The 21,696-nt window shown below is 70.0% G+C and carries 20 protein-coding genes; 7 read left to right on the forward strand and 13 right to left on the reverse strand.

The annotated features are described in order from the left end of the window. On the forward strand, positions 1 to 162 hold a 162-nt coding region (locus E1295_RS38440; RefSeq protein WP_166427626.1), incomplete at its 5' end, for a zinc ribbon domain-containing protein. 111 nt (positions 163 to 273) lie between these two features. Here the strand turns inward: E1295_RS38440 and E1295_RS52050 are convergent. From E1295_RS52050 to E1295_RS38485, 9 genes are all read right to left on the reverse strand, one after another. Then, the gene (locus E1295_RS52050) at positions 274 to 1,029 is read right to left on the reverse strand and encodes a Fic family protein (protein ID WP_342775942.1); all 756 of its coding nucleotides are present in this window, start codon (positions 1,027 to 1,029) and stop codon (positions 274 to 276) included. Between the two features lie 181 nt (positions 1,030 to 1,210). Next, entirely contained in the window at positions 1,211 to 2,212 is a 1,002-nt protein-coding gene (locus E1295_RS38450) for a sugar phosphate isomerase/epimerase family protein (RefSeq protein WP_132638586.1), read from the reverse strand. 3 nt (positions 2,213 to 2,215) lie between these two features. Continuing rightward, positions 2,216 to 3,367: a Gfo/Idh/MocA family protein gene (locus E1295_RS38455; RefSeq protein ID WP_132638588.1), complete on the reverse strand. Its 1,152-nt coding sequence runs from the start codon at positions 3,365 to 3,367 to the stop codon at positions 2,216 to 2,218. Between the two features lie 11 nt (positions 3,368 to 3,378). Further along, on the reverse strand, positions 3,379 to 4,425 hold the full coding sequence (locus E1295_RS38460; protein ID WP_132638590.1) for an ABC transporter substrate-binding protein: 1,047 nt from the start codon (positions 4,423 to 4,425) through the stop codon (positions 3,379 to 3,381). After that, positions 4,422 to 5,453: an ABC transporter permease gene (locus tag E1295_RS38465; protein ID WP_246080862.1), complete on the reverse strand. Its 1,032-nt coding sequence runs from the start codon at positions 5,451 to 5,453 to the stop codon at positions 4,422 to 4,424. Before E1295_RS38465 ends, E1295_RS38460 begins: the two co-directional genes overlap by 4 nt. Next, positions 5,453 to 6,937, reverse strand: coding sequence for a sugar ABC transporter ATP-binding protein (locus tag E1295_RS38470; RefSeq protein ID WP_132638592.1), 1,485 nt, complete (start codon positions 6,935 to 6,937; stop codon positions 5,453 to 5,455). The genes E1295_RS38465 and E1295_RS38470 overlap by 1 nt, the downstream gene beginning before the upstream one ends. Positions 6,938 to 6,976: 39 nt before the next feature. Next, complete coding sequence (locus E1295_RS38475; RefSeq protein WP_132638594.1) at positions 6,977 to 8,134, reverse strand: ROK family transcriptional regulator; 1,158 nt, start codon at positions 8,132 to 8,134, stop codon at positions 6,977 to 6,979. A gap of 195 nt (positions 8,135 to 8,329) precedes the next feature. Next, on the reverse strand, positions 8,330 to 9,202 hold the full coding sequence (locus E1295_RS38480; RefSeq protein WP_132638596.1) for an SDR family NAD(P)-dependent oxidoreductase: 873 nt from the start codon (positions 9,200 to 9,202) through the stop codon (positions 8,330 to 8,332). Positions 9,203 to 9,367: 165 nt separating this feature from the next. Continuing rightward, the gene (locus E1295_RS38485; protein ID WP_132638598.1) at positions 9,368 to 10,426 is read right to left on the reverse strand and encodes an MBL fold metallo-hydrolase; all 1,059 of its coding nucleotides are present in this window, start codon (positions 10,424 to 10,426) and stop codon (positions 9,368 to 9,370) included. A gap of 55 nt (positions 10,427 to 10,481) precedes the next feature. Here E1295_RS38485 and E1295_RS38490 point away from each other — a divergent pair, with 55 nt between their 5' ends. Next, positions 10,482 to 11,327: a glutathione S-transferase family protein gene (locus E1295_RS38490; protein WP_132638600.1), complete on the forward strand. Its 846-nt coding sequence runs from the start codon at positions 10,482 to 10,484 to the stop codon at positions 11,325 to 11,327. On the opposite strand, the gene E1295_RS38495 is transcribed toward E1295_RS38490, so the two are convergent. Both E1295_RS38495 and E1295_RS38500 read right to left on the reverse strand, forming a co-directional pair. After that, a complete protein-coding gene (locus tag E1295_RS38495) occupies positions 11,275 to 12,558 on the reverse strand; it encodes an MFS transporter (protein ID WP_132638602.1) in 1,284 nt (427 codons plus the stop codon). The genes E1295_RS38490 and E1295_RS38495 overlap by 53 nt on opposite strands. Then, on the reverse strand, positions 12,555 to 13,127 hold the full coding sequence (locus E1295_RS38500) for a winged helix-turn-helix domain-containing protein (RefSeq protein WP_132638604.1): 573 nt from the start codon (positions 13,125 to 13,127) through the stop codon (positions 12,555 to 12,557). Before E1295_RS38500 ends, E1295_RS38495 begins: the two co-directional genes overlap by 4 nt. A 73-nt stretch (positions 13,128 to 13,200) precedes the next feature. On the opposite strand from E1295_RS38500, the gene E1295_RS38505 reads away from it, so the two are divergent. From E1295_RS38505 to E1295_RS38525, 5 genes are all read left to right on the forward strand, one after another. Further along, a complete protein-coding gene (locus E1295_RS38505) occupies positions 13,201 to 13,845 on the forward strand; it encodes a B3/B4 domain-containing protein (protein ID WP_132638606.1) in 645 nt (214 codons plus the stop codon). Between the two features lie 203 nt (positions 13,846 to 14,048). Beyond that, complete coding sequence (locus tag E1295_RS38510; protein WP_132638608.1) at positions 14,049 to 17,687, forward strand: multifunctional oxoglutarate decarboxylase/oxoglutarate dehydrogenase thiamine pyrophosphate-binding subunit/dihydrolipoyllysine-residue succinyltransferase subunit; 3,639 nt, start codon at positions 14,049 to 14,051, stop codon at positions 17,685 to 17,687. 98 nt (positions 17,688 to 17,785) lie between these two features. Beyond that, complete coding sequence (locus E1295_RS38515; RefSeq protein WP_132638610.1) at positions 17,786 to 17,965, forward strand: DUF6104 family protein; 180 nt, start codon at positions 17,786 to 17,788, stop codon at positions 17,963 to 17,965. 98 nt (positions 17,966 to 18,063) lie between these two features. Beyond that, a complete protein-coding gene (locus E1295_RS38520) occupies positions 18,064 to 18,867 on the forward strand; it encodes a DUF4097 family beta strand repeat-containing protein (RefSeq protein ID WP_132638612.1) in 804 nt (267 codons plus the stop codon). Beyond that, entirely contained in the window at positions 18,864 to 19,604 is a 741-nt protein-coding gene (locus E1295_RS38525) for a PadR family transcriptional regulator (RefSeq protein WP_132638614.1), read from the forward strand. The genes E1295_RS38520 and E1295_RS38525 overlap by 4 nt, the downstream gene beginning before the upstream one ends. Positions 19,605 to 19,767: 163 nt before the next feature. Here E1295_RS38525 and E1295_RS38530 read toward each other — a convergent pair whose 3' ends face one another. Together E1295_RS38530 and E1295_RS38535 are read right to left on the reverse strand one after the other, a co-directional pair. After that, the gene (locus E1295_RS38530) at positions 19,768 to 20,625 is read right to left on the reverse strand and encodes an oxygenase MpaB family protein (RefSeq protein ID WP_132638616.1); all 858 of its coding nucleotides are present in this window, start codon (positions 20,623 to 20,625) and stop codon (positions 19,768 to 19,770) included. A 75-nt stretch (positions 20,626 to 20,700) separates the two neighbouring features. After that, a complete protein-coding gene (locus E1295_RS38535) occupies positions 20,701 to 21,657 on the reverse strand; it encodes a zinc-binding dehydrogenase (protein WP_132638618.1) in 957 nt (318 codons plus the stop codon). Between the last annotated feature and the right edge of the window lie 39 nt (positions 21,658 to 21,696).

The following is a 21,696-nucleotide window of genomic DNA, read 5'->3' on the forward strand; positions in this document are numbered from 1 at the left end:
CAGCAGTGTTCGGCCTGCGGGCATGTGGACAAGAAGAACAGGCCAGACCAGGAGACCTTCCTTTGCACGTCGTGCGGCTTCGCTGAGCACGCCGACGTCAACGCGGCCCGCAACATCGCCTCACGCGCGGTGGCGGGCTGGGCAGTGAGTCACGCTGCCTGACGCGGCCTGAGCCGTCGAAGCCATCGACGGCGAGGAGCTGCAAGCTCGGTCCCTTCAGGGCCGAGAAGCTGACAAAGACCGTCATCATGGACTGACCTGCCCGCCCGGCCGTCAACCTTGCGGACGCGCGGGCACGACGCGTGCGGGCGGCGACTCGCGGGTGTCCCAGCGGGTGCTCGCCAGACGCCGCTCGGTCAGCGTGAGCAGGTCGAAAATCTCCTGAGCGAGATAGCCTCTCGTGTTCCGCTCAAGCTGCTTGGGGCGCAGAATTTCCGCCCCGGCGAGCTCTTCCAGAGCCTGCCGGGCGGCCGGATGCGTGACGGAGAGAAGAGACTGCACAGTGCGGGCAGTCACGAGCGGTGCCGCGGGAAGGAGGTCCAGCAGGCGGGCGACCGCCGAATCGGCTCGGGGCTGCGGCCGCAGCCCCTGCGATCCGCGATACTGACGGTGCCTTTCCAGCCACTCACCATGCAGCTGCTCGAGATCGTCGGCGAACCTTTCGGCCTGTTCTGCGGCGGTTACGGCAGCCGTGAGAAACACGCGGAGCCAGGCGTTGGTCCCCTCACGCGCCTCCTCCGAGCCCTGGTCTCCGGCATACCTGTACGCCGTGAGTCCCTCGACGTATGTGTCCGAGTGTGCAAGAAGCACGAGACTGATCGGCAGGATCGCATGGGGTGTGAGCCCTCGCCTCGTGAGGACTGTGTGCACCAAAGCGCGGCCGACCCTGCCGTTCCCATCGGTGAAGGGATGGATCGTCTCGAACTGCGCGTGTGCCAGTGCGGCCTGAACAAGGGGTGCGTGTTCCGCCGCGTTGACCCCGACCTCCGGCGACACGACGAGGCCGCCGCCCGACAGCCGATCGGGCACGTAGGGACGGTAGACGCCACCACGCCTGTCCCTGCGGCTCGGAGCGTCCCACGCCGCAGGCCACACCACCTCGAGGTATGCCGCCACGGCGATTGTCCTTTCATCCCCAGCCAGCGATGAAAGGACAATCCGTATCCTTTCATCGCGACGGTCCGGGAAAGGACAATCGCCGTTCGAAGGGCTACTCCGTGGAGAATGCGGCGTCGAAGGCCGTGGCGGGCGGGGTGATGGAGTTCAGCGTACGGATGTAGGCCAGCGCCTCCTTGGCCCCGTCGAGCCGGTCCATGCCGGCGTCCTCCCACTCGATCGAGATCGGGCCGTCGTAGCCGATCGAGTTGAGGGCGCGGAAGCAGTCCTCCCACGGCACGTCGCCCCGGCCCGTGGAGACGAAGTCCCAGCCGCGCCGCATGTCGGCCCACGGCAGGTGCGAGGACATGCGGCCCTTGCGGCCGTCGCCGACGCGCATGCGCGTGTCCTTGCAGTCGACGTGGTAGATGCGGTCCTTGAAGTCGAGGATGAACGCCACCGGGTCGAGGTCCTGCCACACCATGTGCGACGGGTCCCAGTTGAGCCCGAACGCCGGCCGGTGGCCGATGGCCTCCAGCGTGCGCTGGGTCGTGTAGTAGTCGTAGGCGATCTCGCTCGGGTGGATCTCGTGCGCGAAACGTACGCCGACCTCGTCGAAGACGTCGAGGATGGGGTTCCAGCGGTCGGCGAAGTCCTGGTAGCCGGCCTCCACCATCGACGCCGGCGTCGGCGGGAACATGGCGACGGTGTGCCAGATCGACGAGCCGGTGAAGCCGACCACCGTGTTCACGCCGAGCAGGGCGGCGGCGCGCGCCGTGTTCTTCATCTCCTCGGCGGCGGCCTGGCGCACCGACTCGGGGTCGCCCTCGCCCCAGATGCGGGCGGGCAGGATGGCCTTGTGGCGCTCGTCGATGAGGTCGCAGACGGCCTGGCCGACCAGGTGGTTGGAGATCGTCCAGACCTTCAGGCCGTGCTTGTCGAGCTGGGCGTGTTTCTGCTCGACGTACGACGGGTCGGCCACGGCCTGGGCGACGTCGAAGTGGTCGCCGGAACAGGCGATCTCCAGGCCGTCGTAGCCCCACTCCGCCGCCAGCCGGCACACCTCCTCGAACGGCAGGTCGGCCCACTGTCCGGTGAACAGCGTGACGGGTCGCATGAGTCAGTCCTCCACGTTCGTGTAGCGGCTGCCGTCAGCCGCGCTCTGCTCGACCGCCGCCAGCACCCGCTGCACCCGCAGTCCGTCGGCGAACGACGGCGTGGGGTCGGCTCCGGTGGCGATCGCCTCCAGGAAGTCCTTGACCTCGTGGGTGAAGGTGTGCTCGTAGCCGAGCCCGTGCCCGGGCGGCCACCAGGCGCCCACGTAGGGGTGGTCGGGCTCGGTGACGAGGATGCGTTCGAAACCGCCTCCGCCCGCGCTGAACCACAACTCGTTCATGGCCTCGAAGTCGAAGGCGAGGCTGCCGAGCGAGCCGTTGATCTCGATGCGCATGGCGTTCTTGCGCCCGGTGGCGAAGCGGGTGGCCTCGAACGAGGCCACCGCGCCGCCGGAGAGCCGGCCGATGAACAGCGCGGCGTCGTCGACGGTGACCTGCCCCGTGGCGGAGGTGCCGGTCGCGCCGAGCCCGGCCGACTCGGCGGCCAGCGGACGCTCCTTGATGAACGTCTCCGTCAGCGCGGACACGCCCACCACGTTCTGCCCGGTGACGAACTGGGCGGCGTCGATGATGTGGGAGCCGATGTCGCCGAGCGCGCCGGCCCCCGCCTTGTCCTTCTGCAACCGCCAGACCAGCGGGAACTCCGGGTCGACGATCCAGTCCTGCAGGTATTGCGCCCGCACGTGCCTGATCTTGCCGAGCCTGCCCTCCTCGACGTAGCGGCGGGCGAGCGCGACCGCGGGCACCCGCCGGTAGTTGAAGGCCACCATGCTCTTGCCCGGCGCGGCCTCGGCGGCCCGCACCATGGCCTCGGCCTCGGCGACGGTGTTCGCCAGCGGCTTCTCGCAGAGCACGTGCTTGCCGGCCTCCAGCGCGGCCAGGGCGATCTCTGCGTGCGAGTCGCCCGGCGTGCAGATGTCGACGATCTGCACGTCGTCGCGCTTGACCAGCTCTCTCCAGTCAGTCTCGACGGCGTCCCAGCCGAGCTGCGCGGCGGCCGCCTCTGTGCGCTCCTTCGACCTGCCCGCGAGCACCGCCATGCGCGGTGCCAGCGGCAGGTCGAAGAAGGCTCCCACACTCCGCCAGGCCTGCGAGTGGACGCGGCCCATGAAGGCGTAGCCGACCATGCCCACGCCGATGGTGGTTCTGTCTGACATGCAACCCCCGATCAGGATTCGAAGCCGAGCGACAGGTACTTCTCGACGTTCTCCTTGGTGATGGTCTCGGACGCGAGTGTGATGGACTGCGGCACCTGGTTCTCCACCAGATCACTCATGCCCTTACCCTGTGCTATCAGACGCGCCAGTTTGATCGCCGAGGAGGCCATCGTCGGGCTGTAGGTGACGGTGGCCTGCAGCACCGAGGTGCCCGACTGGATCTCCTTCATCGCGTTCAGCGAGCCCGCCCCGCCGACCATGATGAACTCGTTCCTGTTGGCCTCCTTGATGGCGGCGAGCACGCCGACGCCCTGGTCGTCGTCGTGGTTCCACAGCGCGTCGATCTTCTTGTGCGCCTGCAGCAGCGACGTGGCGACCTCGTTGCCGGTCTCCACGGTGAACTGCGCGTCCTGCTTGGCGGTGACGCTGAACCCGTACGTCTTGAGCGCGTCGGCGAAGCCCTTGGTGCGGTCCTGGGTCAGCGGCAGCGTGGCGATGCCCTGGATCTCGACGATCACCGGGTCCGACACGCCCTTGTCCTTGAGCTGCTTGCCGATGAAGTGCCCGGCCGCCACGCCCATGCCGTAGTTGTCGCCGCCGACCCACGTACGGTAGGCCAGCTTGTCGGGGAAGACGCGGTCGAGGTTGACGACGGGGATGCCCGCCTCGGTGGCCTGCAGCGCGACCTGGTTGAGCTGCTGGCCGTCGTTCGGCAGGATCACGAGCGCGTTGACCTTGGCCGCGATGAGCGACTCGACCGCGGAGATCTGCTGGTTGATGTCGTTGGTCGGCTCGACCGGCTTGAACTCGACGTCGGAATACTGCTTCGCGGTGGCCTCGGCGTTCTTGGCGATGGCCGCGATCCACCCGTGGTCGGCGGCCGGCGCCGAGAACCCGATCACCACCTTCTGGCCCGGCTCGTCGTTGCCGCTCGCCGCGGGGGCGGGCACGGCGGCCGCGCTGGTCGGCGCGGCCTCGGGCTCGTTGCTGGTGCAGCCCGCAGCTAAGAGCGCGGCTCCGCCGACGAGGAATCCCCTGCGCGCGACTTTGTCACTCATGGTGATCTCTCCTTCAGATTCCGCCGCTGGAGAAGGACGGCGGCGACGATGATCAGGCCCTTGGCGATCAGCTGGTCGCTGGTGTTGAGGCCGTTGAGGATGAACAGGTTGGTGATGAGCGTGAAGATCAGCAGGCCCAGGATCGAGCCCATGATCGTGCCCCGGCCCCCGGTGAGCAGCGTGCCGCCGATGATCACTGCGGCGATGGCGTCGAGTTCGTACAGGTCTCCGTGGGTGGACGAGCCCGTCGTCGTACGGGCCATGATGAGGATGGCGGCGATGCCGCAGCACAGCCCCGACAGGGCGTAGAGCAGCATCGTGTGCCTGCGCACGTCGATGCCGGCGAGCCTGGCCGCCTCCGGGTTGCCCCCGACCGCGTAGGTGCGCCGCCCGAACGTCGTGCGGTTGAGCACGACCCAGCCGAGCACCACGACGAGCGCGAAGATGTAGACCAGCAGCGGGATGCCCAGCACGCGGCTGGTCGACAACTCCACCAGGGCGGTGTTGTCGGCGTCGATGATCTGCGTCTTGCGGTCGGACATGCGCTGCGCCAGCCCTCTTGCGGCGACGAGCATGGCCAGCGTGGCGATGAACGGCACGAGCCGCCCGTAGGCGATGAGCAGCCCGGTGACCAGCCCCGCCCCGGTGCCGACGAGCATCGCGCAGATCGCCATGACCACCGGCCCGTACGACTGCGTGGCCACCGTCGTCGCCCAGACCGAGGCCAGCGCCATGACCGCGCCCACCGACAGGTCGATGCCGCCGCCGATGATCACGAACGTGGCCCCGACCGTGATCACACCGATCGTGGCGGCCAGGGACAGGATGCTGACCAGGTTGGAGGCGGTGGCGAAGTTCTCCGGCCTGGTGACCAGGCCGACGACGACCAGCAGCGCCAGCGCGCCGAGCAGGCCGAGGTGCCGCATCTCGCCGACGCCGCCCAGCGACCCCAGGCCGGGGATGCCCCGGCGCGGTGGCCCGCCGTCCCCCGCGGCCGAGAGCGTCTGCGCTTTCGTGGGCTCGCTCATCACGCCGCCCTCCCATTCATGATCATGTCGAGTACGCCGTGCTCGTCCAGCCCGGCGGCGTCGCCCTCGTGGATGACGGTCCCCTCGCGCAGCACCAGCACCCGGTCGGCCAGGCCGAGCACCTCGGGGACCTCGCTGGAGACCAGCAGCACGCCGATGCCCTCCTCGGCCAGGTTGCGGATCACCGCGTACAGCTCGGCCCTGGCGCCCACGTCCACGCCTCTGGTGGGCTCGTCCAGCAGGAGCAGCTTGCGGCTGCCGAGCAGCCACCGGGCGAGCACGGCCTTCTGCTGGTTGCCGCCCGACAGGGTCCTGATCGGGCGTTCGGGGTCGGGCGGCCGGATGTCGAGCATTTCGGCCAGCCTCTTGGCCTCCTCGCGCTCGCGTCTGCGGTCGAGCCAGCCGAACCGGGCGAACCCCGGCAGGCTGCCGAGGGTGATGTTCGCGGTGACGCTCTGGTCGAGGAGCAGCGCCTGCGCCTTGCGCTCCTCGGGCGCCAGGCCCATGCCGTGCCGTACGGTGCCGACGACACTGCGGCGTACCTGCTGCCCGGCGAGCGTCACGCGGCCGGTGGCGGAGCGCGCGCCGTACACGGCTTCGAGGATCTCCGACCGCCCGGAGCCGACGAGCCCGGCCAGCCCGACGATCTCGCCCGCCCGTACGGTGAACGACACGTCGGAGAAGACGCCCGGCGAGCTCAGCCCTTCGACCCTGAGCACCTCCTCACCCGGCTCCCTGTCCGCCTTGGCGGGGAAGACGTATTCGACGTTCCTGCCGGTCATGAGGGAGACGATCTGGCTGGTGGGGGTGTCGCGGGCGGACAGGCCGACGGCGACCGTACGACCGTCCTTCAGCACGGTGACCCGGTCGCCGATCTCGCGGATCTCCTCCAGGCGGTGGGAGATGTAGACCACGGCCACGCCCTGGGCGGTGAGCTCGCGGATGATGCGGAAGAGGTTGGCCACCTCGTCGTGGGCGAGGGCCGCCGACGGCTCGTCCATGATGATGAGGCGAGCGTCGTGGGAGAGCGCGCGGGCCATCGAGACGACCTGCTTGGCCGCCGGCGAGAGCCGGCCGACCTCGGCCGACGGGCGGATCTCGCCGTGGCCGAGCCGTTCGAGCACCTCGCGGGCCGCGCGCCGGGCGGCCGCCCGGTTGACGAAGCCGAGGCGGGCGTGCTCGTGGCCGAGGAAGATGTTCTCGGCCACGCTGAGCCCGTCGACCAGGTCGAGCTCCTGGTAGATGGTGGCGAAGCCGAGCCTGATGGCGTCGATCGGGCTGCCCGGCCGCACCTCGGCGTCGTTGAAGACGATCGTGCCCTGGTCGGGCTGGTGCACCCCGGCCAGCACCTTGATCAGGGTGGACTTGCCGGCGCCGTTCTGGCCGAGCAGGCAGTGCACCTCGCCCGCCCGTACGTCCAGGTCGACGCCGTCCAGCGCGCGCACGCCTGGGAACTGTTTGACGATGCCCTTCATGACCAGCATCGGAGATCCCTTTCAGCGTTCTTGTGGGGGGCGTACTGCTCAGGCGTTGACGATGCGGTTGATGTTGTCGGGTGACAGGTAGTGTTCGATGGCGAGCATCCCGGCGCCGAGCACGGCGGCGTTGATGCCCGTACGGCTGGGCGTGATCGACAGGTGGTGCGTGGCCAGCGGCAGTGACCTGCGGTAGACCGTCTCCCTGATCCCGGCCAGCAGGTGCTCGTGCACGCGCGACAGCGCGCCGCCGATGACGATGACCTCGGGGTTGAAGAAGTTGACCAGGCCGGCCAGCACCTCGCCGATGAGCCGGCCCGCCTCCCTGACCAGTCGCAGTGCCTGCGTGTTGCCGGCCTGCACCAGTGCCACGACGTCGGCGCCGGTCTCGGCGGCGAGGCCGAGTTCCGTCAGCCGCCTGGCGATGGCGGCGCCGCCGGCCACGGCCTCCAGGCAGGCGCTGTTGCCGCACCGGCAGCCGGCGTCCTCGTGGCCGCTGACCCTGATGTGGCCGATGTCGCCCGCGGATCCCTGCGCGCCCCTGTGCAGGGTGCCCTGGGCCACGATGCCGCAGCCGATGCCGGTGCCGACCTTGACGAACAGCAGGTGGCCCGCGTCGGCGAAGGAGGTGCGGTGCTCGCCGAGCGCCATCACGTTGACGTCGTTGTCGACCAGCACTTCGACCCCGTCGAAGTGGTCGGGCACGGGGTAGTCGTTCCAGCCGGGCATGATCGGCGGGTTGTTGGGGCGGCCGGTGGCGAACTCGACGGGTCCTGGAACCCCGATGCCGATGGCGCGCAGCGCGGACCTGGGCCGTCCCGCGGTGCCGAGCAGCCGGTCGAGCCGCTGGTCGACGTGGGCGAGCACCTTCTCAGGACCCTCGCCGATCAGCAACGAGTCCTCGCACTCCGCGAGCACGTCGCCGGAGATGTCCATCAGCGCGACCCGGCAGTGCGTGGCGCCGAGGTCGACGCCGGCGAAGGCGTGGTCCTCGGTGTGCAGGCGTAGTTGCCGCGGCGGTCTTCCGCCGGTGGACTCGCCGCTCTCGGTCTCCTCCACCAGCCCGCGCTCGATCAGGGCGTCGACCCGCTGCGAGATCGTGGATCTGGCCAGGCCGGTGAGCCGCGCGAGGTCTGAACGGGTGGTCGCCGATCCTGCGCTGATCAGCGTCAGCACGTCGCCGGCGGAGCCCGGCTGGGGGGTCATGTGGCGACAATAAGATCACCGATGCGGCAAATCAAGAGTATGGATCGCCCAAACTCCCGTAACTTCCGTCGAAGATCGAACAAAGCCTTCCCTTTAGCCCCCATTCCAGACATTTAGGCATTCCTCCGGCGGCCCCGGGACGACGAAACCGGCCCCCGCCGCAGGCGAGGACCGGCCCGTGAGCGCCGTGCGCGTCTAGAGCATGGCCTTCATCGAGTCGCCCGCGGTGAGCACGTACGGCTGCTCGGCCATGATCGCGTCCCAGTTGCCGGCGATCGCCTCCGGCGTGAGGTCGTCGGTCTTCCAGCCCGGCCCCTCGGCCACGAACACCCGCGCCACCCGGCCGCCGCCGACGCTGAACACCTCGCCGCTGACCTCGCACGAGTCGTGCACGAGACACGCCACCAGCGCGCTCACCCGCTCCGGCGTGAACTTGGCCTCGAACTCGGCGGGCAACAGCGCCTCGGTCATCCTGGTCCAGGCGATGGGGGCGATGGCGTTGGCCTTGATGCCGTTGCGCGCGCCCTCGATGGCCAGGGTCTTGGTCAGGCCGACCAGGCCCATCTTCGCGGTCGAGTAGTTGGCCTGGCCGAAGTTGCCGAACAGGCCGGCCGGGCTCGACGTGTTGACGATGCGTCCGTGGCCCGCCGCCTTCATCAGCGGGTAGGCGGCGTGGCTGACCAGGAACGAGCCGCGTACGTGCACGGCGAGCACCCCGTCGAAGTCCTCGACCGACATCTTGCCGAGCGACTTGTCGCGCAGGATGCCCGCGTTGTTGACGACGATGTCGACCTTGCCGAACGCGTCGACCGCGGTCTGCACGATGGCCCTGGCGCCCTCGGGCGTGGCGACGTTGTCGGTGCTGGCGACGGCCTGGCCGCCGTTCTTCGTGATGAGCTCGGCCACCTCCGCGGCGGGCCCGGTGGAGGCGCCGGTGCCGTCGAGCGCGCCACCGAGGTCGTTGACCACGACCTTGGCCCCGCGCTCGGCCAGCAGCAGCGCGTGCGACCTGCCGAGGCCGTGCCCCGCCCCCGTGATGATCGCGACCCTGTCATCGAACCGAAGCATCGAACCTCCCAGGCAGGAGAACAACATTCTAGTACGAGTACGATAACCCGCCCCCGGTTCCCGCGCCCGGAAGCACCCGGGAAGCCCCGAAGCCCCGAAAGCCCGGAAGCCGCAGAAGTCCCGGGAAGCCACGGAAGTCCCGGGAAGCCACGGAAGCGCCGGCCGTCAGGCCGGGAACCACAGGTCCGGCTCGCCCGCCACCCGGCGCACCCGCGCCCTGGCCTCCAGCCACGCCAGGTGCGCGAGCGTCTCGTTGTTGGCCGCGCGCCGCATGAACGGCGGAATGGTCTCCCACGGCCGCGACCAGGTGAGGCGGGTGGCGAGGTCCCAGCAGGCGGCGCCGTCGAGCGCGGCCACCGCCCGCTCGATCTCGGCCAGCCGCTCGTCGTGGTGCGCCATCACGCTGTCGACCCGCTCGGCCAGCTCCAGGAATCGGTATTCGTGCGCGGGCAGCACCTCGTCGACGTCCAGCTTGCGTACGGCGGCCAGCGAGTCGAGGTAGTCGGCCAGCGGGTTGCGGCTCGACTGCGGGTGCACGGCCACCATCGGCGTGATCTTGGCCAGCACGTGGTCGCCGGAGAACAACACCCTGCGCGCGGGCGAGACGAAGCACAGGTGGCCGGGCGAGTGTCCGGGCGTCCAGACGGCCCGCAGGTCCCAGCCGGGCAGCTTGAGCTCGTCGCCGTCCTCCACCAGCCGGTCGGGCCTGGCCATGGTGACCATGTGGCGGATCATCATGGAGGCCCCGGCCAGCTCGTCCAGCGTCAGCGCGGGCACCCCGCAGCGGCGCAGCAGCTCGCGCTCCCGCTCCACCAGGGAGTCGATGGCCGCGTCGTCGTAACGCTCGCGGACCAGCCGCGCGTCGGCCGGGTGCAGCGCGATCCACGCGCCCGACATCTCCCGGACCCGCCCGGCCAGCCCGTAGTGGTCGGGGTGGATGTGCGTGACGAGCACTCCTTTGACGTCGGTGATCGCGTAGCCGGCCACGGCCAGCCCGGCGACCAGGGCGTCGTACGCCTCGTCGGTGTTCCACCCGGCGTCGATGATCGCCACTCCGCCGGGCAGCTCCAGGACGTAGACCAGCACGTACCGCAGGGGGTTGACCGGGATCGGCACCGGCACGGACCACAGTCCAGGGCGGACCTGTTCGACCTCGGGGATCGCCCCGCCGGCCCACGCGTCCCGCTGTGCCACATCGGCAGGGGTCACCACGAACTTCGTCATGGCCTCGATTGTGCCCGAACGAAGTTCGACTTCCGAACCGTGTTCTACTAGGACCATGAAGCCGAGCCGCGAGCTTTCCGACACTGGCCGCTTCGTCCGGCAGCCCAACCGTTTCACCGACCGGCTGGGCCCGCCCGAGCCGGGACGCTACCGGCTCTACGCCTCCTATGCCTGCCCGTGGGCCCAGCGCGTGCTGATCGTACGCTCGCTCCTCGGGCTGCAGGACCTGCTGGACGTCACGATCGTCGATCCCGTCCGCGACGAGAAGGGCTGGCGCGTCCCCGGCGGCGACCCGGAGTATCTCTCGGAGCTCTACCTCGCGACCGACCCCGGCTACACGGGCCGCTACACCGTCCCCTGCATCTGGGACACCAAGGACCGGCGCATCGTCACCAACGACTTCCCCCAGATCACCCTCGACCTGGAGACGTCATGGGGCACCTCGCCTGACCTCTACCCGGAGCGCCTGCGCCCGGACATCGACATCATGAACGACCGCCTCTACCACGGCCTCAACAACGCGGTGTACGAAGCCGGCTTCGCCCGCGACCAGCAGGCGTACGAGGAGGCGGTGACCCGCGTCTTCACCACCCTCGACCTCCTGGAGGTGCGCCTCGGCAAGTCGGAGTTCCTCTTCGACACGCTGACCGACAGCGACGTGCGCCTCTACACGACCCTCGCCAGGTTCGACATCGTCTACCACGCGCACTTCAAGTGCTCCATCAGGCGGCTGGTCGACTATCCGGCGCTGTGGGCGTACGCGCGCAGGTTGTACGCCATCCCGGCCTTCCGCGAAACCACCGACTTCGACCAGATCAAGCGTCATTACTTCATCACCCAGACCGACATCAACCCGAGCCGGATCGTGCCGGTAGGGCCCGATCTCGACTGGAGTCTGTAGGCGCGGGCATCCGGACGAACAACAGCGCCGAGGCCAGCATCAGCACGGCCGCGACGCCCCAGGCGGCGGCCAGGCCCGACTGGGCGGCCAGGGCGCCGAGCGTGAGGTTGGCCAGGGTCCCTCCCGACTGCAGGGCGATGGAGCCGGTCGAGGTGACCGTGGTGCGCTCGGAGGCGGTGACGGCCTTGTGGGTCAGCTCCAGGCAGAGCACGCCTGTCAGCGAGATGCCGACGAACAGCACGACGTAGGCCAGTGCCGCGCTCAGCGTTCCCGGCAGGCCGTCCAGGCCCGCCGTCGCGGCCAGCGCGCCCACGGAGAGCGCGGCCAGCACCGTCCCCGCGACCGCTCCCCCGGCCGAGCCGCCGGCCAGCCGGGCCACGCGCGGCACGAGCGCGCTGCCCATCGCGCTGCCCGCGAAGCCGAGCGCCGCGACCACGGCGTAGGCGAGGCTGCCCTCCTCGGCCGTGCCCGCCAGCTCGGCCAGCCGTCCGGGGGTGAGCAGCTCGATGGCCATGAGCACCACGCCCGTCGCCGCCGCGACCATCATGAGCCTGCGCAGCAGCGGGCGGCCCGCGGCCAGCCGGATGCCGCCCGCCACCGTCACGGGCACCTCACGCAGGACGCTCGCCAGCGTGCGGCGCGGGTGGGCCGGCTCGGGCAGCGCGACCAGCACCACGAGCAGCAGCACCACCGCCGCGACGGCGCCCAGCACGGACGGCGCGGCGAGGGGGAGGATCAGCGAGGGCGGCACCAGGAGCGGCAGGCCGCCGCCCGCCAGGACGCCGGCGCACAGGGCCGTGGACTCCATCGCGCCGCCCCTGGCCAGGCCGGGCTTGAGGTCGGCGCCGGGGCCCTCGATGTTGTGCAGGGTGTCGACGTACCAGGAGGTGGCGGGGCCGCTGGACAGGGCCCTGGCCACGCCTTTCAGCACGCTGACCACCATGAACATCGCGAGCGTCGTGGACACGCTCATCAGCGCCAGGCCGGCGACGGTGAACGCGGCCGAGGCCGCCAGCACCACGCGCCGCCCCAGGACGTCGGCCAGCCCGCCGGTGGGCAGCTCCAGGCTCACGGTGACGACGGAGAACATCGTCGTCGCCAGCCCGATCTGGGCCAGGCCGAGACCACGTTCGGTCATCAGCAGCACCTGGGCGGCCATCGCGAGCCCCAGCGGCAGCCAGGTCAGGAAGCTGACGAGCATGTAGCGACGTAAGGCTGATCGCGCGGTCATCGGTCCTGCTCCTCTTCATGGTCGCGTGGCATCGCGCCGTACCAGACGGCGACCTGTCCGGCGGCCGGATCACCGGCGTAGCGGGTGGCGATCTCGCCCAGGAGCTCGTCGATCCTGTTCTTCAGCTCCCGCAGCGCCGCGGGCGGCAGCAAGAGGACGTGGTCGCTCATCCCGGCCGCCTCCACCCACTCGTCGGACCAGTCGCCGGGGTCGAACGCCTCCATCAGCCGCCCGACCAGCTCGGCCTGCCGCAGGTGCACGACCTTGACGGCCTCCCGGCCCTCCTGGGTGCCGGACAGCTCGACGGCGTCCCACGAGGTGTAGCGGTGGCGGGCCCGCCACCGGCGCTCGCGCCCGTCGCGCCGGTCGGGGTCCTCTTCGATGAAGCCGTACTTGAACAGCTCGCGCAGGTGGTAGCTGGTCGAGCCGGAGCTCTCGCCGACCTTGCGGCCCAGCTCGCTCGCGGTGGCCGGCCCGTCGCTGCGCAGCAGGCCGAGCAGGCGCACCCGCAGCGGATGGGCGACGGCCTTGAGCACCTGCGCGTCAGTGATCTTGTACTGCTCCTCCATGCCCTCACCGTAAACCGCAAAGGCAATTTTGCAAAGGGTATTTGGCGATTTCTCCGGCTCATAAACTGTGGAGATGCTTGACGACATCCAGGTGGACGACGCGGTCCTCGCACTGCGACCCGACTTCGCGGTCCTCGTCATGACCGCCCGCGACCTGCGCAACGGCCCCACCGACGAGCGTTCACGCGCCTGGCTCGCCGAGGCCTCGGCCGCGACCGTCCAGACGGAGAAGATCGACGCCTGGAAGGACGCCTACCGCGCCTTCGGGGCCAAACCGCAGCGCACCAGGCCCTCGGTCGACGCCCTCACCCGCCGGATGCCGCTGCCGGAGATCAACCAGGTCGTCGACGCGTACAACTCGATCAGCGTGAAACACGCGCTACCCATCGGCGGGGAGGACCTCGACCGCTACTCCGGCCCGGCGCGGCTGGTCAGGGCGAGCGGCGACGAGGCGTCCGAGGAGGCGCTCGGCACACCCGGCCCCGGCGAGGTGATCTGGCGCGACGACATCGGCGTGACCTGCCGCAGGTGGAACTGGCGCCAGGTGGTGCGCACCCGGCTCACCGAGGAGACCACCAACGCGATCTTCCTGCTCGAACGCCTGGAGCCCATGTCGCTGGTGGAACTCAAGCAGGCGGGCGAGGAACTCGCCGATCTGCTGTCCGAGTTGTCCCCTCAGGTGCGGATCGCCAGCAGACTGATCTCTGGAGGGAAGTAAACCTTCGGACAGGGTGTTGATACCAAATAGTGATAAACGCGCGACCCCCGGGTCGACTAGGGGGTCGTGACCGCACCGCGCCGTCCTGAGAGGATCGTGCGTGGCGGCACGGCCACCTAGGCGCGCGCTGCCGGTCCGGGCGAGTAGCCTTGGAAAGGTTCTCTAACATCAACGCCGATCTGCGGAAGAGGGCGATTTCCGCCGTGTCGTCTGAGTCGTCGCGGACAAACCCGCTGGCAAGCTTTGGTCAGAACGAGTGGCTTGTCGACGAGCTGTACCAGAAATACCTCCAAGACCCCGAGTCGGTCGACAAGGCTTGGTGGAATTTCTTCGCTGACTACAACCCTGACTACGGACCGGGCCGGACCCCGGCCAAGGAGGCGGGGAACGGCACAGTGACCGCCCCCACGCCTCCCAAGGCGGCGCCGAAGGCGCCACCGGCAGCCGAGAAGCCGAAGCAACCGGCCGCTCCGGTGCCCAAGGGCGCCGAGGAGGTGAAGTTGCGCGGGGCCGCGGCCCGCACGGCCACCAACATGGAGCAGTCGCTGTCGGTGCCGACGGCGACCAGCGTGCGCGCCATCCCCGCCAAGCTGCTGGTCGACAACCGCATTGTGATCAACAATCACCTCAAGCGGGGCCGCGGCGGCAAGGTGTCCTTCACGCACCTGATCGGCTTCGCGATCGTCAAGGCGCTGGGCGCCATGCCGGAGATGAACTACTCCTTCACGGAGGTCGACGGCAAGCCGACGCTCGTCAAGCCCGAGCACGTGGGCTTCGGCCTGGCGATCGACGTGCAGAAGAGCAACGGCGAACGCCAGCTCCTCGTGCCCTCGATCAAGGGCGCCGAGGAGATGGACTTCCGGCAGTTCTGGATGGCCTACGAAGAGGTCGTCCGCAAGGCGCGGGCCGGCAAGCTCGGCGTCGACGACTTCGCCGGCACCACCATCTCGCTCACCAACCCCGGCACGATCGGCACCGTGCACTCCGTGCCGCGGCTGATGCCGGGCCAGGGCACGATCATCGGCGTCGGCGCGATGGAATACCCCGCCGAATACCAGGGCGCCTCGCCCGACACGCTCTCGCGCCTGGCCGTCTCCAAGGTCATGACGCTGACCAGCACCTACGACCACCGGATCATCCAGGGCGCCCAGTCGGGCGACTTCCTGCGCCAGATCCACCGGCTGCTGCTCGGCGAGGACGGCTTCTACGACGAGGTCTTCGAGTCCCTGCGCATCCCCTACGAACCGGTGCGGTGGGTCCAGGACGTGTCGACGTCGCACGACGACGACGTGTCCAAGTCGGCCCGCGTGCTGGAGCTGATCCACGCCTACCGCGTGCGCGGCCACCTGATGGCCGAGACCGACCCGCTGGAATACAAGCAGCGCAAGCACCCCGACCTCGACATCCAGTCGCACGGCCTGACGCTGTGGGACCTCGAGCGGGAGTTCGCCACCGGAGGGTTCGGCGGCCGGCCGCTGATGAAGCTGCGCGAGATCCTGGGCGTGCTGCGCGACTCCTACTGCCGCACGGTCGGCATCGAGTACATGCACATCCAGAACCCCGAGGAGCGGGCCTGGATCCAGGAGCGGGTGGAGAAGCCGCACAAGTCGCCAGAGCGCGACGAGCAGCTCAACATCCTGTCGCGGCTCAACACCGCCGAGGCGTTCGAGACGTTCCTGCAGACCAAGTTCGTCGGACAGAAGCGCTTCTCGCTGGAGGGCGGCGAGTCCCTGATCCCGCTGCTCGACTCGGTGATCAGCGACGCCGCCGACGAGGACCTCGACGAGGTCGTCATCGGCATGGCCCACCGCGGGCGGCTCAACGTGCTGGCCAACATCGTCGGCAAGTCCTACGCGCAGATCTTCGGCGAGTTCGAGGGCAACATCGACCCGCGCACCGCCCACGGCTCCGGCGACGTGAAATACCACCTGGGCGCGACGGGCGAGTTCACCGCGCCGAGCGGCAAGACCATCACCGCGTCCGTGGTCGCCAACCCCTCCCACCTGGAGGCGGTCGACCCGGTCCTGGAGGGCGTCGTACGCGCCAAGCAGGACCTGCTGGAGCGCGGCGAGGAGGGCTTCACCGTCCTGCCCGTCCTCGTCCACGGCGACGCGGCCTTCGCCGGCCAGGGCGTCGTGGCCGAGACGCTCAACCTGTCGCAGCTGCGGGGCTACCGCACCGGCGGCACCGTGCACGTGGTGGTCAACAACCAGGTGGGCTTCACCACCTCGCCCGCCTCGTCCCGCTCGTCGGTCTACGCGACCGACGTGGCGCGGATGATCCAGGCGCCGATCTTCCACGTCAACGGCGACGACCCCGAGGCCGTGGTGCGCGTGGGCGAGCTGGCCTACGAATACCGCCAGGCGTTCCGCAAGGACGTCGTCATCGACCTCATCTGCTACCGCCGCCGCGGCCACAACGAGGGCGACAACCCCGCCTTCACCCAGCCGCTGATGTACGACCTGATCGACGCCAAGCGCTCGACCCGCAAGCTCTACACCGAGGCGCTGATCGGCCGGGGCGACATCACGGTCGAGGAGGCCGAGCAGGCGCTGCGCGACTACCAGGCCAAGCTGGAGCAGGCGTTCACCGAGACCCGCGAGGCGGCGAAGAAGCCGCTGGAGGCGGGCGCCATGCGGGTGCCGCCGGCCGAGGTGGTCAAGTGGTCCCACGACGACACGCCGACGGCGATCAGCGACGAGACGCTCAAGCGCATCGTCGACACCCAGCTCAGCCTGCCCGAGGGCTTCACGCCGCACCCGCGCCTCGCGCCGGTGTTGCAGCGTCGCGGCCAGATGGTCGAGCAGGACTCCATCGACTGGGCGATGGGCGAGACGCTGGCGTTCGGCTCGCTGCTGATCGACGGCCACCCGGTGCGCTTGGTCGGCCAGGACTCCAGGCGCGGCACGTTCACCCAGCGCCACGCCGTCCTGGTGGACCGGATGACCGGCGCCGACCACACGCCGCTCAAGACGTTCAACCACGGCACCACGAAGTTCTACGTCTACGACTCGCTGCTCAGCGAGTTCGCGGCGCTCGGCTTCGAATACGGCTACAGCGTCGTGCGTCCTGACGCGCTGGTCGCCTGGGAGGCGCAGTTCGGCGACTTCGTCAACGGCGCCCAGACGATCATCGACGAGTTCATCTCGTCGGGCGAGCAGAAGTGGGGCCAGAAGTCCTCGGTCGTGATGCTGCTGCCGCACGGCTACGAGGGCCAGGGCCCCGACCACTCCTCGGCCCGCATCGAGCGGTTCCTGCAGGTGTGCGCGCTCGACAACATGACGGTGGCGCAGCCGACCACGCCGGCCAACTACTTCCACCTGCTGCGCTGGCAGGTGGAGTCGAAGCGCCACAAGCCGATGGTGGTCTTCACGCCCAAGTGGCTGCTGCGGCACAAGGCGGCCACGTCCAAGGCGTCCGACTTCACCTCGGGCACCTTCCAGCCGGTGCTCGGCGACACGACGGTCGACCCGGGCAAGGTCACGAGGGTCGTGCTCTGCTCCGGCAAGCTCTACTACGAGCTGGCCGCGCAGCGCGACAAGACGGGCCGCGACGACGTCGCCCTCGTCCGGCTGGAGCGCCTCTACCCGTTCCCGTCCGACGAGCTGGCCACCGAGCTGGCGCGCTACGGCGAGCAGGTGGAGCTGGTCTGGGCCCAGGACGAGCCGGTCAACATGGGGCCGTGGCCCTACCTGACGCTCAAGCTGGCCGAGGGCCCGCAGGTCCTGGGCGGCCGGCCGGTGCGCCGGGTGTCGCGCACGCCCAACAGCTCGCCGGCCACGGGCTCGCACAACACGCACGACCACGAGCTCGAGAGCATTCTCGAGCAGCTCTTCGGCTGAAGCAGGTCCGCACGGTGAGCCCCCGGCCCGTCCGGGGGCTCACTGGCGTTCTGACAGGTTGACCCGGGCGAATCGCCCGTTGGAAGGAATGGACGACGATGTACTTCACCGATCGGGGGATCGAGGAACTGGTCGAGCGCCGGGGCGAGGAGGAGGTCAGCCTCCTGTGGCTCGGCGAGCGGCTGCGCGAGTTCGTGGATCTCAACCCCGAGTTCGAGACGCCCGTCGAGCGGCTGGCGACGTGGCTGGCCCGGCTGGACGACGAGGACGCCGAGTAGGCCGTTCCCGGCACCCGAAAACGCGATACATCTTGAGCTCTCCACAGACACGACATATCGTGTCTGTGGTAGACGTGTCGCCGAGAAGGGCAGGGATCATGCAACAGTGGGCGATCGAGGCACCCGAGCAGCTCACGTTCGGCCAGGTGGAGACACTTGACGTACGTATCGTGGCCGGACGGCTGGCCGTGCTCGCCAGCGAGGGCCCACCCACGCTGGAGGTGGCCGAAGTGGACTCGGCCGCGCCGCTCATCGTGACCTACGACGAGCACACCCGGTCGCTCACCATCGCCTACAAGGACCTGACCTGGGACGGGCTGCTCGGCTGGCTGCGCCGCGACCGCCGCTGGACCGTGTTGTCGATCGCCGTGCCGAAGACCTGCACGGTCAACGCCGGCGTGGTCAGCGCGCCCGCCGTGGTGGCGGGGTTCGAGAGGAAGACCCACGTCAAGAGCGTGTCGGGCGAGCTCGTGCTCGACGCCGTGAGCGGCGACGTGCTGGCCAACACCGTCTCAGGCCCCGTCGAGAGCCGCGCGATGTCCGGCGACCTGGCCTTCAAGAGCGTCTCGGGCGACCTGACGGTGGCCGACGGCAGCCCGCGCCGGCTGAAGGCCGGCACGATCTCCGGACGGTTCACCGCCGACCTGGCGCTGCGCCCCACGGGTCACGTCACGCTCAACAGCGTCTCGGGTGACATCCTGGTCAGGCTGCCGGAGAACGCCGAGGCCGACGTCAGCCTCAGATCCACCTCGGGCAGGCTGGTCAGCACGTTCGACGAACTGTCCAACACGGGTGGCCCCGGCGCCAAAGCGCTGACGGGGCGGCTGGGTGGCGGCATGGCCTCACTGTCGGCGATCACCGTGTCCGGTGAGGTCACGTTGCTCAAGGGAGAGAAGGAATGAGCCCTGTCTTCGGTCACGGCCGGCTCCGGCTGTACCTGCTCAAGTTGCTGGACGAGAGCCCGCGCCACGGCTACGAGGTCATCAGACTGCTCCAGGACCGCTTCCTCGGCGTCTACTCGCCCTCACCCGGCACCATCTACCCGCGCCTGGCCCGCCTGGAGGAGGAGGGCCTCGTGACGCACGAGGTGGTCGAGGGCAAGAAGGTGTTCTCGATCACCGACAAGGGCCGCGAGGAGCTCAACGACCGGCTCGACGAGCTCGACGACCTGGAGGAGGAGATCTCCGCCTCCGTGCGCGACATCGCCCGCGAGGTCAAGGAGGACGTCCGCGACACCGTCAAGTCGCTGCGCGACGAGCTGACCCGGATGGCCAAGGACGTGCGCACCAGCAGCCGCGACGACGCCAGAGACCTGCTCGACAAGCAGCGGGAGGACCTCAGGCGGCTCAAGGAGCAGCAGAAGCGCCAGTGGATGGAGCACGCCAACCACTGGCAGGACGAGGGCGAACGACTCAGCAAGGAGTGGCGCAGGATCTGGTCGGAGGTCTGGGCGACGCTCGGGGGCGCGCCGCCCAACCGGGCCGACCTCGACGCCGAGCTGGGCGAGCTGCTGGCCGACTTCGTCGCCCGGACCCGTGAGGAGGCGTCGGGGGCACGCCTGACGCCGGAGAAGGTGGCGGCGCTGCGCGTGACGCTCGACGACGCCGCCCGCAACGTCCGCGACATCCTCGAACGCTGACCCAACCACGCACCCTCGGGCCCGGGGCCTTCGGCGCTCCGGCCACCCGGCGGCCGTCGCGGGACCCGCGCCCCACCGCGCCCCGCTCTGGGCGCTGGCCGGCGTGGGCCGCCCGCCGCGCGCCGGCCCGGGCGACGGGGATGTCGTGCGGGAACCGGCCGCGTCAGGCGGGGCGCGGGAGACGATCGGCGTGGCCCGACCGGCGGGCGGCGCGGCGGGCGCGGTAGGCGATGGGCATGTAGCGCAGGCGTTCGGGCAGGCGCGGCGTGAGCGTCGCCACCGCGTTCCCGACCTGCCGCAGCCGCCGCTCGTCCCGCGCCGTCCAGCGCAGCCCCAGCTTGTCGCGTACGGCCGGCGGCAGCGTACCGATGGTCACGAAGTGGTTGAACCCCCCGGATCCCGCGCCGAGCGGCGTCCACAACCTGCGCAGCGGCCGGGGCAGGCCGGGCGGCGCCGGTGTGCCGCGCATGACCGCGAGCACGTCGAGCGCGGTCGGGTGCGGCTCCAGCCGGTCGGCCACCATGTCGTCGAAATAGCGCCGGTACGCCGCCAGGTCGTCCGGCATCTCCCGCTCGGGCACCCGCAGGATCGCGCCGAGTTGTCGCGACTCGGCGTAGAACCTCTCCTGCTGCTCAGAGGTGAACGGGGCGCCGAACCACCGGTTGAGCGTGATGAAGCGCTCGAACAGCGATAAGTGCACCCAGGCCCAGGCCTCGCCGTTCAGCGCGTGATAGGGCCTGCCGTGCTCGTCCACCCCGCTGATGTCCCGGTGCAGCCTTCTGAGCCGCTCGCCTTCCGCCGGGCCGCGGGCGCCGCCGTACACCCAGGTCTGGACGGACGTGAGCGTGCGGGTGAGCCGTCCCCACGGGTCCGACCTGTACGTGGAGTGCTCCGCGACGGCCGCGCCCACGGCCGGGTGCATCGTCTGGAGGACCAGCGCGCTGCCGGCCACGAGCAGGTTGCGGTATTCGCCGGCCGTGTCCCAGTGCAGCGAGCCCGGTCCGAAGGGTTCGACGTCCATGCTGACGGCCTCCCGGGTGATACGGCTTTCCCTGCTTGTATCACCCAGGAGAGCTGAAAGTACCCATGCTCGTGTCTATGCGGTGAAGACGATCTTTCCGAAGAGCTCCCCCTCCGCCATGGCCGCGAAGCCCTCCCGCGCCTCGGCCAGCGGCAACGTGCGGTCGACGACCGGGCGCACGCCGGTCTGCTCCAGGAACACCGCCAGCCGCTGGAGCTGCTCCCGCGTTCCCATCGTCGAGCCGACCACCGACAACTGCAGGAAGAAGACCCGGTTGAGATCGGCGGGCGGAACCGCGCCGCTGGTGGCGCCCGACACGACGATGCGCCCGCCCGGCTTGAGCGACTTGAGCGAATGGGCCCAGGTCGCCTCGCCGACGGTCTCCATGACGGCGTCGACCCGCTCGGGCAGCCGCGCGCCCGTCTCGAAGACCTGGTCGGCGCCGAGTTCGCGGGCGCGCTCGCGCTTGGCCTCCGTACGGCTGGTCGCCCAGACGCGGTAGCCGCCGGCCCGGCCCAGCGCGATCAGCGCGGTGGCGACCCCGCCGCCCGCGCCCTGCACCAGCACGGTGGAGCCGGGCTCGAGCCCGGCTCTGTCGAACAACATGCGGTACGCGGTCAGCCAGGCCGTCGGCAGGCAGGCGGCGTGCTCGAAGCTGAGCGAGGCCGGCTTGGGCACGAGGTTGCGGCGCGGCACGGCGACCCGCTCGGCGAACGTGCCGTCGTACGTCTCCGACAGCAGGCTGCGCCGGGGATCCAGCGTCTCGTCGGGGCCCGAGCCGATCACCGCGTGCACGATGACCTCGTTGCCGTCCTCGTCCACGCCGGCGGCGTCGCAGCCCAGCACGATCGGCAGCCGGTCCTGCCGGATGCCGACGCCCTTGAGCGTCCACAGGTCGTGGTGGTTGAGCGCGGCGGCCCGCACGGAGACGGTGGTCCAGCCGTCCGGCGTCGTCGGCTCGGGGCGCTCGCCGAGCGTCAGCCCGGCGAGCGGATGGTCGGGATCGGTCTGAGTGGCGGTTACGGCGAACATGGCCGCACCTTACTAACAAGATTCCGGCCACCGCCCCGC

This window comes from Nonomuraea mesophila (assembly GCF_004352805.1).
Classification (GTDB): Bacteria; Actinomycetota; Actinomycetes; order Streptosporangiales; family Streptosporangiaceae; genus Nonomuraea; species Nonomuraea longispora.